This window comes from Streptomyces orinoci (assembly GCF_003121295.1).
GTDB lineage: Bacteria > Actinomycetota > Actinomycetes > Streptomycetales > Streptomycetaceae > Streptomyces > Streptomyces orinoci.
In genome coordinates this window covers 71026-83199 of sequence record NZ_PHNC01000012.1, presented here as the reverse complement: position 1 = coordinate 83199, position 12174 = coordinate 71026, and the positions used below count along the sequence as shown (strand labels likewise).

Here is a 12174-nt window from a genome sequence, read left to right as displayed (position 1 = left end):
CGATCCCGGCGCTTCAATTCGGCCCGTCAATCGATCCGACAGGGCAACCCATCCGGCCGGGCAACCGATCCGCCGCGTCAGCCGGATCCCGCCGGCCGCTGGTTCACCCGGCCGTCCGGCCGGGTACGTCACGTGCGCTGTCCGGCCCGCCACAAGGAGCGAAGATTGCCGCATATCACCGTCCCGCCCCTGGTTCCGGCACCGCGTACCGGCCAGCTCGCGGATCTGGTGTTCCAGCAAGCCGCCGAGCATCCGCAGCGCGTCGTCCTGGGCCGCAAGACGGCCGGCCGGTGGCAGGAGGTGACGGCGGCCGCCTTCCGGGACGAAGTACTGGCCCTGGCCAAGGGTCTGCTGGCCCAGGGGGTGGCCCCCGGCGACCGGGTCGCCCTGCTCTCCCGTAACCGCTATGAGTGGACGCTCTTCGACTTCGCCCTGTGGTGCGTGGGCGCCCAGTCCGTACCGCTGTATTCCGACTCCCCCGCCGAACAGGTCTACTGGACGCTGCAGGACGCGGAGGTCACCGCCTGTGTGGTGGAGCACGAGGACCATGCCATGACCGTGGGCTCGCTGATCGGCCGGCTGCCCCGGCTGGCCCGGCTGTGGCAGCTGGACGCCGGCGCGGTGCGGGAGCTGACAGCGGCCGGAGCGGGCGTACCGGATGCGGAGGTGCACCGCCGCCGGGCGGCGGTGCGGCCCTGGACCCCCGCCACCGTGGTCTACACCCCCGGCACCACCGGCCGCCCCAAGGGCTGTGTCCTCACCCACGCCAACTTCATGGCCGCCACCGACAACATCGTCCAGGGCTACAGCCCGGTCTTCGGCCGCCCCGGCCGGCCGGCCGCCACTCTGCTCCTGCTGCCGCTCCCCCATATCCTCGGCCGGACCGTCCAAGTCGCCGCGCTGCGCGGCGGAGTACGGCTGGGGCACCTCCAACTCCCGCCCGGCGACCGCCTCTTCAGCGAACTGCGAGCCTTCGGTCCCACCTTCCTCTGTACGGTCCCGTACCTCTTCGAGCGGGTCTTCCAGGCCACCCGCCGCGACTTCGAACGCGGCGGCCGGGCCGCGCTGTTCGACCGGGCGGTGGAGGTGGCGGTGCGCTACGCCCAGGCACGCGAGGAGCAGTCCTTCGGCACCGGACCGGGCCCCGGCCCCGCGCTGCGCATCCAGCGCCGGCGCTTCGACCGCAGCGTCTACGCCACGGTCCGCCGACAGCTGGGCGGACGGCTGCGCCACGCCATCTGCGGCGGCGCCCCGCTGGAACGACGCCTGGGGCTGTTCTTCGCCGCCGCCGGAATCACCGTGATCGAGGGCTATGGCCTGACCGAGACCGCCGCCGCGGCCACCGCCAACCCGCCCGCCCGGCCCCGCTTCGGCACCGTGGGCCCGCCGGTGCCCGGCACCGCCGTGCGCATAGCCGAGGACGGCGAGGTCTGGCTGCGCGGCGAGCAGGTCTTCACCGGATACCTGGACGACCCCCGGGCCACCGGCGCGGCGCTGGGCGACGGCTGGCTGGCCACCGGCGATCTGGGCGCACTGGACGAGAACGGCTATCTGACCATCGCCGGGCGCAAGTCCGAGCTGCTGACCACCTCAGGCGGCGCCCGCACCCTGCCCACCGCCCTGGAGGACCGGGTACGCGCCCACCCGCTGGTCGATCGCTGCATGGTGGTCGGCAACGGCCGCCCCTACCTGGCCGCCCTGATCACCCTCGACCACCAGGCGGTGGAGCACTGGCTGGCGATGCGCGGCAGAAGCCTGCCCGGAACCGCCGACCTGGTGCGCGATACGGAGCTGGAGGCCGAGATCCGGCAGGCGGTGGTGATGGCCAACACCCAGTTTCCCGGCGCCGAACCCATCCGCACCTTCCGCATCCTCACCGGCCGGTTCACCGAGCGGCACGGTCTGCTGACCCCCACCATGAAGCTGCGGCGCAAGGCGGTGGAGAAGGCATATGCCACGGAGGTGGAGACGCTCTACCGGCGGAGCGGCAGCTGAGTTCCCGGACAAGCTCACGGGCAAGCTCCCGAAAATTTCTCCGCGACCCGGGAATGCCCCGGTGGCAAGGCCGGTTGACGCTGAAGCAAGCACCAACCCCCAGAGACGAAGAAGGATCGATTGCTTGTGAGCACGGCCCCTTCCCTCACCCTCAACAATGGCGTGCGGATGCCGCAGCTGGGCTTCGGCGTATGGCAGGTTCCCGACGAGGAGGCGACGGCCGTGGTGTCGGACGCCCTCGAAGCCGGGTACCGCAGCATCGACACCGCCGCGGTCTACCAGAACGAGGAGGGCACCGGAAAGGCGCTGGCCGCCTCGGGTATCCCCCGTGACGAGCTGTTTGTCACCACCAAGCTGTGGAACTCCGCCTCCGAGACCTGGACGCGGGAGAACGTGCTGCGGGAGTTCGACGCCTCGCTGAACCGCCTTGGCCTGGACTATGTCGATCTGTATCTGCTCCACTGGCCGCGCGCCATGCGCGATGACTACCTGACCATCCTGCGCACCTTCGCGGAGATCGCCGAGAGCGGCCGGGCCAGGGCAATCGGAGTCTCCAACTTCCAGCCCGCGCACCTGGAACGGCTGATCGCCGAGACCTCGGTGGTCCCGGCCGTCAACCAGATCGAACTGCACCCCTATCTCCAGCAGGCCGAACTGCGCGCCCGGCACGCCGAGCACGGCATCGTCACCGAGGCCTGGTCGCCGCTCGGCCAGGGCCGGGAGCTGCTGAACGACGAGACGGTGACCCGCCTGGCCGCCAAGCATGGCCGGACCCCGGCGCAGATCGTGCTGCGCTGGCACCTCCAGCTGGGCAATGTGGCCATCCCCAAGTCGGTGACGCCGTCCCGGATCCGCGAGAACTTCGATGTCTTCGGCTTCCAGCTGGACGAGGAGGACATCAAGGCCCTCGCCGTCCTGGACAACGGCACCCGACTGGGGCCGGACCCGGACGAGTTCGACCAGTTCTGATCATGGACCGCGCCTCGGTCCCCGATACCGCCGCGCCCGGCTGAGTCCCACCGGCGCCGGCCGGCCCCGTCCGTGTGCCGCGGGGGTAGCACACGGGCGGGGCCCTGGGCTCCGCTCAGCGGGCCCCGTGCCCCGGCGCCACCGCCTCCACCCGACGGGCGAGTTCGACATCCAGGCCGGTGACCTTGCCGCCCACGCTATGGGTGTTCACCGTGAGCGCCAGCGTGTTGTAGCCCAGGGTCACCTCGGCATGGTGCCCCAACTCCTCCTGGATCTGGGCGATATGAATCACCATCGCCGCCGCCGCGAAGTGTCCGTCGAAGGAGTACTTGCGGCTGATCTGCAGCCCGTCCGTACTCCAGCCCGGCAGCTCCTTCAGACGCTCCTCCACGTCCTTCTGCGAGAGCGGTTCGACGCTCATAAGGCATCCCCTTCATCGCGGGCATCCCGCGAGCGACTCGCGGACCTCGGTAAGGAAAGCCTGCCACGGGCCGCCGCCCGGCGCGCGCCGGTGACAGGTTACGGTCAAGCCCATGACCACTGTTGCAGCCGCCCCGGCCGTCGGCCCCATGCTGCGCGAATGGCGGGTCAGACGGCGCCTGAGCCAGCTGGACCTCGCCCTGCGTGCCGACTCCTCCGCCCGGCACATCAGTTTTATCGAAAACGGCCGCTCGCGCCCCAGCCAGGAGATGGTGCTCCGTCTCTCGGACCACCTGGACGTACCGGTCCGGGAGCGCAATGCCCTGCTGATCGCCGCGGGTTACGCCCCGCACTACCCCGAACGCCCCCTTGACGACCCCTCGATGCACGAGCTGCGCGCGGCACTGGACCAACTGCTGCACGCCTACCAGCCGTTCCCGGCCTTGGTGGTGGACGGCACCTACCAGGTGGTGGCCGCCAACCAGGGCGTCGCCATGCTGCTGGAGGGCGTGGACGAGGAACTGCTGACTCCGCCGCTGAACGCGATGCGGGTAACCCTGCACCCCCGCGGCATGGCCCCGCGCATCCGCAACTACGGGGAGTGGCGCGGCCATCTGCTGCACCAGATGGAACGGCAGCTGGCCGTGCTCCGCTCGGCCGAGCTGCGCGCCGTCTACGAGGAGGTCAGAGGCTACCCGCCGCCGGAGCCCTGCGGCGAGGAGCTCTCCGCCTCGGGCGGCCGTACGGCCCCGTTCGCGCTGCCCTTGCTCATCGAGCACGACGGCCGGACGCTGTCCTTTGTCTCGGCCATCGCCACCTTCAACACCCCCATGGATGTGACCGTCTCCGAGCTGGCGCTGGAGACCTTCCTCCCCGCCGACCCGGAGACGGCCGCATATCTGCACACCGTCAGGCGCTAGGCAGCCGGTCCAGGAAGCCGAGGACGGAGCGGATACGGCCGTCCTCGGCCAGGGTGATCACATCCGAACCGGCCACCGGCGCCGACCCGTCCGCCACCGAGACCAGCTCCCAGGAGAAGCGCGCCAGGTCATGGTGGCCGTCCACGGCCCCGCTCAGCCGGAATTCAAAGCCGGGGAACTGCTGTTGGGCCCCCGCTATCACCGCGGCCACCGCCTGGTGACCGCTGACCTGGGCCAGCGGGTCGGTGTAGGACCCGTCCTCGGTCCAGGCCGCGGCCACCGCCTTGGCCCGGGCGGCCTCGTCGGCGGCGTTCCAGGCCTCGAAGTAACGGGCGACGGCGGTCTCGTAACGCGACATGGTTGAACTCCCTTGTTCCAAAGGTCCGATGAAGCCCCCCGGGCCCGAGTGCGCGGGCCCGGCGGCCATGCCCCAACCTTCCCGCGGCCGCCCATGGTGCGCGATTACCCGCCAGGTAATGCGACGACGACCCGGGCGGTTGCCACCACCCGGGTCGCCCTTGCCGAAACCTTTCGCTCAGCCGCGGACGGTCTCCGCCTCCAGCACCGGCCCGGTGGCCTCGCCCTCGGCCCCGGCCTCGGCCTCGTCCTGCGGCCGCTGCGCCGGGCGCCGCGCCGCCATCCAGGCGTAGACGATCACGCCTACGAAGAGGAAGAGCGTGCCCTGGTAGACCGCCGCATATCCGGCGCCCGCCACCAGCCAGAAGGAGAAGGCGAAGGCGCCCAGCGCCAGCACCATGTCCCGGGTCAACCGCGCCGGGTTGACCTTCTCGCGCTGCCCCTTGAGCAGGAAGAACACCTGGGCCGCGGCGGCCAGCAGATAGGGGATGGTCGCGGAGAAGGTGGTGACCAGCACCAGGATGTTGAAGACCCCGCCGGAGCCGGACACATAGTTGATCAGCGTCAGCCCGGTGGCCAGCACGGCGGCCGCCAGCACACCCACCGTGGGCACGCCGCGCCGCTTGCGGCCGAAGGCCGCCGGGAACAGGCCGTCCTTGGCCGCCGCGTACGGGGACTGGGCGCTCATCAGCGTCCAGCCGTTGAGTGCGCCCACGATGGAGATCACCGCGGCGGCCGCGATCAGGGTGCCGCCCCAGTGGCCGCCGAACATGGCATCCATGGAGTCGGAGAAGGGCGCGGTGGACTTGGCCAGCTTGTCGTGCGGCACCGTGCCGAACACCGACACCGTGCCCAGCAGGTACACCAGCGCCGCACCGATGGTGCCCAGCACACTGGCCCGGCCGACATTGCGCTCGGGGTTACGGACCTCGCCGGCGCTCATCGCGGCGGACTCCACGCCCACATAGCTGTAGAGCAGGATCGCCGCCGAGGCGGTCAGCCCGCCGGTCCAGTTGCCCCCGCCCTCGGTGAAGTGACCGAGGTTCTTGGGGTCGAAGTAGAACAGCCCCACCACGGCCACAAACAGCAGCGGCAGGAACTTCAGCACCGTGGAGATCATCTGCACCGCGCCAACCCAGCGGGTACCCGCCAGGTTGGCCAGCGCCGGGAGCCACAGCATGGCCAGCGCGATGGCCAGATCGGTGCCCTTGGACGGGGCGGTTCCGGCCAGCACATGGAAGTAGCCCACCCCGGCCACGGCCAGGGCGGCATTGCTCACCCAGGTCATGGTCCAGTACGACCAGGCGGAGAGGAACCCGGCGAAGTCGCCGAAGGCCTCACGCGCGTAGACATACGGTCCGCCGGTCTGCGGATGCCGTTCGGCAAGCCGCCCGAAAACCAGCGCCAGGGCGATCGCCCCGACCGTCAGCACGCCAAAGGCGAGCAGGCTGACGGTGCCGTACGGGGCGACCGAGGCGGGCAGCAGAAAGATGCCGCCACCGATGATGTTCCCCATGACCAGCGCGACCGCTGTGGGGAGGCCGAAACGGCGCACGGGGGTGCCGTCGGTGTCTTGCATGGGCTGTGGTGCCTCTCATCCTGCGGGCAGGGTCGCAGAGGTATGCGACCGCCCACATAGTGAGTGGTCAAGAGCGGGGCGCAAAATCGCTGGTTTTTGTCCCGCGCAGTGCCCCTTACGGCCGCAAAAGCTGCCGTGATCGTGTCCACCCACCGCCATTCGTCCACCACCCGCCGATCAAGCGGAATCGGGTGGTCCGCACGCTCGGTGTCCGGATTGGTTTGACCAATAACCGCCAAACGCACGAATCCACCATACGCAGACATTGCGCCACACACTGTGATGGCCGTCACCTCGCTGATGCCCGGCAATGCCGACCCCATACCCCCCGGATCCACCCCGAGCCGATCCTCGGCAGCCGTCATCGCCCCCACCCGTGGTTGCCGGACGGGGCCGCAAGGGCCGGCCGGCGATGTCCGAGCCTCATGCGAGAGTGAGCCATATGCTTGAGATCACGGTGCTCACCGAGAAGGGCCACCGGCACGTCCGGCCCACCGCCCGGGAACTTGCCACGCTGGTCCACCGCATCGGCGGCCAGGGAGACATGTTCCTGGTCGTCCAGCCCATTCCCGACCTGCCCCATGTCTTTATCCAGGTCTGGCACCGGGCCGGAGGCGACTACACCCTGGAGCACCGCGACGGCGGGCCCGACCGCCACTTTCAGGTGAAGCTGGACGACCCCGAACCCATAGTCGCCGCCCTGGCCGGCTGGGCACGCCGAGAAGACGCCTGGCGAACGCAACTCCCCTGGCAGCGCCTTGACCTGGGCCCGGCCCCGGCGCCCGTCCCCCCGCTCGATCTCGACGACCAGGATCGCGAAGAGCTGGAGGACCACCTCCGCCAAGCACTCCTCGCCGGCTATATCACCCGTGCCGAACTCGCCGAACTGGCCGAGGACTACCTGGCGGACATCGACGACGCCCCCGTCTCCCCCGCCCAGGCCGCCCAACTGGCCGACCGCCTATGGCTGGAGCGCGTCACCGAACAAGCCGCCTGGCAAGGCGAGACCGACCCCGAACGCCTCACCCGAGCCTTCACCGCTCTCAACGCCTCGGGAATCACCGCCCGGGAGAACTTCACCTGCTGCCGTAACTGCGGCCACTCCGAAATAGCCGCCGAGGCCGCTCCCGGCGCCCGCGGTTTCGTCTACTTCCACCAGCAGTGCACGGACAGCGCGGCGGCCGGTCATGGACTGACCCTCTTCTACGGCACGTTCAATGCGTCCCGCCATACGACGGCGACCATCGGCAAGGAGATCGTGACCGCCCTTGAATCCGCCGGCCTGTCCGCCGAGTGGAACGGCGACCCTGCTCGCTCAATCAACGTCACACACCTCAACTGGCAGCGCAGGCTGGTGGGTTAGCTCCCGAAGGGGCGCGGAGGGATTGATCCGCCAGCCCCTCCCCCAGCCACCCATCCCGCCGGACGGCCCCTCCCGGAAAACGCACCGCTCAGTGCGCCTCCCGCAGATGCCGTCCCATCACCACACACCACCGCTCCGCCGCCGCGCGCCTGCCCTCCCGCACCGCCGCGTAGTACGCCGCTTTGATCCGCGCGCATTCCCCACAACGCGGCGCCGACCGCTCCTCGCCCCCGCTCACCCCAGCCCACCCCGCCGGCTCCTGGCATTGACCGCCGCCACCTCCGCACTCAGCCGCCGCCCCGCGGCCCGGTACGCCCGCAACGCCTCCGCAACCAGCCGCGCCTCCGCAACCCGAAGCGGCCCAAAGAGGCTCACATACACCTCCCCGCCCTCCGCACCCGGCTCTGCGACGACCTGCACCGCATGACCATGCTCCCGGAACGCGTCATGCAGCTCCCGGGCCGTACGCGCGGCAATCTCACGCGCTGTAGGAGTCATCGCACCCACCCCTCCATCCCTCCGCCGTGGGGCCCTTCCCCACTTCCGCCCCGACGATCTCCCCTCCACCGGTAGCTTCAACAGCCCCTGGCTCTTGACAACCGCGAACCATAAACCGCACATACCGGTTGACCTGGGAGGGCCGATGCCACCCAAGACCCTGGACCCGTCAACCTCCGCTGCCGCCTTCTACGGCTGGAACCTACGCGAGGAACGGCTCCGCAAGGGCATGACCCAACAGCAACTGGGCACAGCCATCCACGTCAGCAACACCCGTATCGCCCAGATCGAACGCGTGACGGGGGCGCCGCCGACTCTGGACAACTCCCGCGACTTCGACAGAGTGTTCAGAAAGGACAGGTTCTTCGAGTCGCTGTGGAGGATGGTGCGGAGGGAGCGATTCCCAGACAAGTACCGGCGGTTCATGGAACTGGAAGCCCAGGCCGGCGAGATCTCCGAGTACGCAGCCGCATGCGTGCCAGGCCTGCTGCAAACAAAGGAGTACGCGCGTTGCCTACTGGGGCACGGCCTGGAGGCCACCGACGAGGAGCTCCAGAACCGCCTCGCCGCGCGCTTGGATCGGCAGACGCTCCTCACCGGTCCATCCGCCCCTCGCTACTGGGTCATCTTGGACGAGGCTGTGCTGCTGCGGCCTTGCGGCAAGGCAACTGTCATGCAGGACCAGCTCATAAGCCTCCTCAAAGCCGGAGCCCAGCCCCGGGTAACGCTGCAGGTCCTGCCATTCGCCAGCGGACCCCATCCCTCTATGGGCGGCTCCATGACGGTGCTGGAGCTACTCAACGGATCCAAAGCGGTTTACACAGAGGGCGCCTTCGAAGGGCACCTTGTCGACGAGAAGACGATGGTCGCTCCATATGCCACGGCTTACGATCAGCTGCGGGCACTGGCCCTGCCACCCGAGGACTCAGCCAAATTGATCAAACACATCGCGGAGGATATCTACAGTGATACCCGACTGCCAACCCGGTCTCAACGCCGCCGTGTGGCGAAAAAGCAGCTACAGCAACCCCGACGGGGGACAGTGCGTCGAAGTCGCTGACGGCATCCAAGGACAAGTGCCTGTACGTGACAGCAAGCGCCCCACCTACACACCATTGACGCCCTCAATTCACGCATGGCAAGCCCTCGTCAGAGCGATACGACTGGGACGACTCGAGCCCTAACACCCCTCGCTACCTCTCGCCGGCCGACTCAGCGGCGCTCATCAAGCGCGCATTACAGGAAACTCACCGTGACCCCCGTGACTCCACCCCAACTCAAAGTCGCCGCCTGGCGCAAATCCAGCTACAGCAATCCGGACGGAGGCGAGTGCGTCGAAGTCGCTGACGGCATTCCGGGACGAGTGCCTATACGCGACAGTAAGAGACCTGCCCAAGCATCCTTGACGCCCCCAACTCACGCATGGCAAACCTTGGTGAGAGCGATACGAGTGGGCCACCTTGAGCCATGACCTGCCAACGACTCAACAGCACTCATCACACACCCACGTAGGACACTTACCGTGCCCCTCATATCCGCACCGGATCTCAGCACCGCCACCTGGCACAAATCCAGCTACAGCAATCCGGACGGAGGCGCCTGCCTCCAAATCACTGAAGACATACCCGGCACAGTCCCCACCCGCGACAGCAAACAGCCCGACACCCCACCCCTCATCTTTCCAACCACCCCCTGGCGCGCCTTCATCAGAGCCCTTACCGGCAACACACTCGTCCCCAGAACCCCTCAGCACCAGCCCCTCCTGTTCCTCGACGTGGACGGCCCGCTCAACCCCTACGCAGCCCAACCCGAACAATGCCCAAAGGGCTTTATCACCCTCCGAGTTGGCGAGCGGCCGGGCACACGCCAGCCGCCGCACCTCTGGCTCAACCCGGACCACGGACAATCCCTGCTACGGCTTGGATTCGAACTCTGCTGGGCCACAACATGGATGGAAGAGGCCAACCACTGGATCGGCCCAGCCCTCGGCCTCCCCCAACTCCCCTGGGTGGACTTCGGCGACTCCCTGCTTCGCGAACGCCCCGACGGCGTCCACTGGAAGACGGAGCCACTCCTCAGATACGCCAACGGCCGCCCCTTCGCCTGGGTGGACGACGAGCAGAGCGACCTCGACCACGCCTACGTGGCCGCCCACCACCCGTCCCCCGCCCTCCTCCACCACGTCAACCCCCGAATCGGCCTCCGCCAGGACGATTTCCTCGCCCTCTTGACCTTCGCCCGGTCCCACAAGTGCACCGTCAGCGGCCGCGCGTATACCCACACCCATCTGGAGCCCCGCCCCGCGCATCGCGTGGGCAGCTGTACCGGCTAGGAAGCGCCGGCACGCTGCCCGCCCGTTTCCCTGCGGACGAGGTGGAATCACCGCCGCCGGAAAACCGTTGTCCGGCGGCCCCACAGCCAGTGTCGGACCCAGCCCGCCCCACGATGCCGAACACACAAGTGCCCCACGCCCCGCCCCTGGGCAGGATCACCCCATGGCGATCACTCTCAACACCCCCAGACTGACCCTGCGCCGCTGGCGCGAGGATGACATCGAGCCGATGGCGGCGATCAACTCCGACCCGGAGGTGATGCGTTGGATCCGCGACGGTTCCGTGCGTGACCGGGCGGAGACCGCCGCCGGGATCGCGAGGTGGGAGGCGGAGTGGGAGGAGCGCGGGATCGGGCTGTTCGCGGCGGAGTTGCGGGCGGAGAAGGAGTTCGTCGGCTTTGTCGGGTTGACCGTTCCAGAGTTTCTGCCGGAGATTCTGCCCGCGGTGGAGATCGGCTGGCGGCTGGGGCGACCCTACTGGGGGCGGGGGCTGGCCACCGAAGGGGCGCGGGCCGTACTGGACTTCGGCTTGCGGGAGCGGGGTCTGGCGCGGGTGGTGAGTGTGCACCAGCCCGGGAACACCGCGTCGGAGCGGATCATGCTCAAGCTGGGGATGCGGCGGGAAAGGGACACCAGGCACCCGGAGTTGGGGTATCCGGTGCGGGTGTATGTGCTGGAGGCCCGGCCCCTGGGGAACTAGGGAACAGTCGCGGGGTAGGTCTCCGCGTCCACCGGCGGCAGGACGCGGGAGCCGCCCACCGGGAGGTCCCATAGTTCGTCGCGCGGTCGTCCGGTCGCCGCCCAGGCCAGGCGCAGCCGGCGCAGGGGTTCCAGCGGGGGTTCGGCGGAGAGCAGGAAAGTGCCCCAGTGCATGGGGGCCAGATAGCGGGCGCCGACTTCCTGGAAGGCGAGGACGGCCTCCTCCGGGTCGGTGTGCACCGGGGCCAGCATCCAGCGCGGGTCATAGGCGCCGATCGGCAACAGGGCGATGTCGATGCCCTGGTAGCGGGCGCCGATGCGCTGGAACCAGTGGCCATAGCCGGTGTCCCCGGCGAAGTAGACCCGCTGTCCGCTGGGCGCGGTGAGTACCCAGCCGCCCCACAGCGAGCGGCAGGTGTCGGTGAAGGTGCGTTTGCTCCAGTGGTGGGCGGGGACGAAGTCGAAGCGCACCGGCCCGGCCGGGCCGGGGAGTTCGACCGCCTCCCACCAGTCCAGCTCGGTGACGCTGGTGAAGCGTCGGCGGCGTGCCCAGCGGGCGAGTCCGGCGGGCAGCAGCAGATGGGTGTCGCGGGGCAGCCGCTTGAGGGTGGGGGCGTCCAGATGGTCGTAGTGGTTGTGGCTGATGACCACGGCGTCGATCCGCGGCAGATCCGCCCAGGCCACACCGACCGGGGTGATCCGGGCCGGGGTACCCAGGATTCTGCGGGACCAGACCGGGTCGGTGAGCACCGTCAGCCCGCCGATGCTGATCACCCAACTGGCGTGACCGGCCCAGGTGGTGGCGATGGTGGCGGCGTTGACCACGGGCAAGGGGGCGGGTTCCACCGGGACTTCGGCGATCTCCCGCAGGGAGGCGGCGCTGGGCCGCAGCTGTCCCTCACGGGCCAGCCGGGCCAGGGCCCGTACGCCGGGCAGCGGGGAGGTCAGCCGGTCGGTGAACGCCCGGGGCCAGATGCGGTGTTCACCGATCCGGCGGGGCTGGGCCAAAGGGCGCTCGGTCTGTTCGGTCATCGACAGGCTC

At 69.2% G+C, this 12174-nt stretch carries 14 protein-coding genes and 1 pseudogene; 10 read left to right on the top strand and 5 right to left on the bottom strand.

Annotation, left to right across the window (positions count from 1 at the left end; translation table 11 throughout):
• The first annotated feature begins 165 nt into the window (after nt 1-165).
• On the top strand, nt 166-1995 hold the full coding sequence (locus CV755_RS10015) for an AMP-dependent synthetase/ligase (protein ID WP_109279822.1): 1830 nt from the start codon (nt 166-168) through the stop codon (nt 1993-1995).
• A gap of 126 nt (nt 1996-2121) precedes the next feature.
• Entirely contained in the window at nt 2122-2964 is an 843-nt protein-coding gene (locus CV755_RS10010; RefSeq protein ID WP_109279821.1) for an aldo/keto reductase, read from the top strand.
• A gap of 115 nt (nt 2965-3079) precedes the next feature.
• On the opposite strand, the gene CV755_RS10005 is transcribed toward CV755_RS10010, so the two are convergent.
• Entirely contained in the window at nt 3080-3385 is a 306-nt protein-coding gene (locus CV755_RS10005) for a 4a-hydroxytetrahydrobiopterin dehydratase (RefSeq protein WP_109279820.1), read from the bottom strand.
• Between the two features lie 112 nt (nt 3386-3497).
• Between CV755_RS10005 and CV755_RS10000 the strand changes: the two genes are divergently transcribed.
• Complete coding sequence (locus tag CV755_RS10000; RefSeq protein WP_109279819.1) at nt 3498-4304, top strand: helix-turn-helix domain-containing protein; 807 nt, start codon at nt 3498-3500, stop codon at nt 4302-4304.
• Here the strand turns inward: CV755_RS10000 and CV755_RS09995 are convergent.
• Entirely contained in the window at nt 4294-4662 is a 369-nt protein-coding gene (locus CV755_RS09995; protein ID WP_109279818.1) for a nuclear transport factor 2 family protein, read from the bottom strand. The genes CV755_RS10000 and CV755_RS09995 overlap by 11 nt on opposite strands.
• Before the next feature lie 177 nt (nt 4663-4839).
• Nucleotides 4840-6240: an amino acid permease gene (locus tag CV755_RS09990; RefSeq protein ID WP_109279817.1), complete on the bottom strand. Its 1401-nt coding sequence runs from the start codon at nt 6238-6240 to the stop codon at nt 4840-4842.
• A 442-nt stretch (nt 6241-6682) separates the two neighbouring features.
• Here CV755_RS09990 and CV755_RS09985 point away from each other — a divergent pair, with 442 nt between their 5' ends.
• A complete protein-coding gene (locus CV755_RS09985) occupies nt 6683-7603 on the top strand; it encodes a DUF6891 domain-containing protein (protein WP_109279816.1) in 921 nt (306 codons plus the stop codon).
• Nucleotides 7604-7691: 88 nt separating this feature from the next.
• On the opposite strand, the gene CV755_RS34600 is transcribed toward CV755_RS09985, so the two are convergent.
• On the bottom strand, nt 7692-7841 hold the full coding sequence (locus CV755_RS34600) for a hypothetical protein (RefSeq protein ID WP_161968649.1): 150 nt from the start codon (nt 7839-7841) through the stop codon (nt 7692-7694).
• Nucleotides 7842-8246: 405 nt separating this feature from the next.
• On the opposite strand from CV755_RS34600, the gene CV755_RS09975 reads away from it, so the two are divergent.
• The 6 genes and pseudogenes from CV755_RS09975 to CV755_RS09955 all read left to right on the top strand — a co-directional run bounded on the left by CV755_RS09975 (nt 8247) and on the right by CV755_RS09955 (nt 11133).
• On the top strand, nt 8247-9161 hold the full coding sequence (locus tag CV755_RS09975; RefSeq protein ID WP_109279814.1) for a helix-turn-helix domain-containing protein: 915 nt from the start codon (nt 8247-8249) through the stop codon (nt 9159-9161).
• Nucleotides 9067-9285: a DUF397 domain-containing protein gene (locus tag CV755_RS09970; protein ID WP_422070530.1), complete on the top strand. Its 219-nt coding sequence runs from the start codon at nt 9067-9069 to the stop codon at nt 9283-9285. The genes CV755_RS09975 and CV755_RS09970 overlap by 95 nt, the downstream gene beginning before the upstream one ends.
• Nucleotides 9237-9572, top strand: a complete 336-nt coding sequence (locus CV755_RS37140; RefSeq protein WP_109279813.1) for a DUF397 domain-containing protein — start codon at nt 9237-9239, stop codon at nt 9570-9572. The genes CV755_RS09970 and CV755_RS37140 overlap by 49 nt, the downstream gene beginning before the upstream one ends.
• Nucleotides 9573-9623: 51 nt before the next feature.
• Nucleotides 9624-9806, top strand: a pseudogene (locus CV755_RS37135) (DUF397 domain-containing protein); the annotation flags it as partial.
• Complete coding sequence (locus CV755_RS09960) at nt 9807-10433, top strand: HAD domain-containing protein (RefSeq protein ID WP_241561105.1); 627 nt, start codon at nt 9807-9809, stop codon at nt 10431-10433.
• Nucleotides 10434-10596: 163 nt separating this feature from the next.
• Nucleotides 10597-11133 carry a GNAT family N-acetyltransferase gene (locus tag CV755_RS09955; protein ID WP_109279812.1) on the top strand — a complete coding sequence of 179 codons (537 nt, stop codon included), beginning with the start codon at nt 10597-10599 and terminating at the stop codon, nt 11131-11133.
• Here CV755_RS09955 and CV755_RS09950 read toward each other — a convergent pair.
• Nucleotides 11130-12164 carry an MBL fold metallo-hydrolase gene (locus tag CV755_RS09950; protein WP_109279811.1) on the bottom strand — a complete coding sequence of 345 codons (1035 nt, stop codon included), beginning with the start codon at nt 12162-12164 and terminating at the stop codon, nt 11130-11132. The two genes, CV755_RS09955 and CV755_RS09950, sit on opposite strands and share 4 nt — an antisense overlap.
• Nucleotides 12165-12174: the final 10 nt, after the last annotated feature.

Coding starts and splice junctions, on each gene's coding strand:
- CV755_RS10005 (WP_109279820.1), bottom strand. CDS start 3,385: ATGAGCGTCGAACCGCTCTCGCAGAAGGACGTGGAGGAGCGTCTGAAG.
- CV755_RS10000 (WP_109279819.1), top strand. CDS start 3,498: ATGACCACTGTTGCAGCCGCCCCGGCCGTCGGCCCCATGCTGCGCGAA.
- CV755_RS09995 (WP_109279818.1), bottom strand. CDS start 4,662: ATGTCGCGTTACGAGACCGCCGTCGCCCGTTACTTCGAGGCCTGGAAC.
- CV755_RS09990 (WP_109279817.1), bottom strand. CDS start 6,240: ATGCAAGACACCGACGGCACCCCCGTGCGCCGTTTCGGCCTCCCCACA.
- CV755_RS09985 (WP_109279816.1), top strand. CDS start 6,683: ATGCTTGAGATCACGGTGCTCACCGAGAAGGGCCACCGGCACGTCCGG.
- CV755_RS09975 (WP_109279814.1), top strand. CDS start 8,247: ATGCCACCCAAGACCCTGGACCCGTCAACCTCCGCTGCCGCCTTCTAC.
- CV755_RS37140 (WP_109279813.1), top strand. CDS start 9,237: ATGGCAAGCCCTCGTCAGAGCGATACGACTGGGACGACTCGAGCCCTA.
- CV755_RS09955 (WP_109279812.1), top strand. CDS start 10,597: ATGGCGATCACTCTCAACACCCCCAGACTGACCCTGCGCCGCTGGCGC.
- CV755_RS09950 (WP_109279811.1), bottom strand. CDS start 12,164: ATGACCGAACAGACCGAGCGCCCTTTGGCCCAGCCCCGCCGGATCGGT.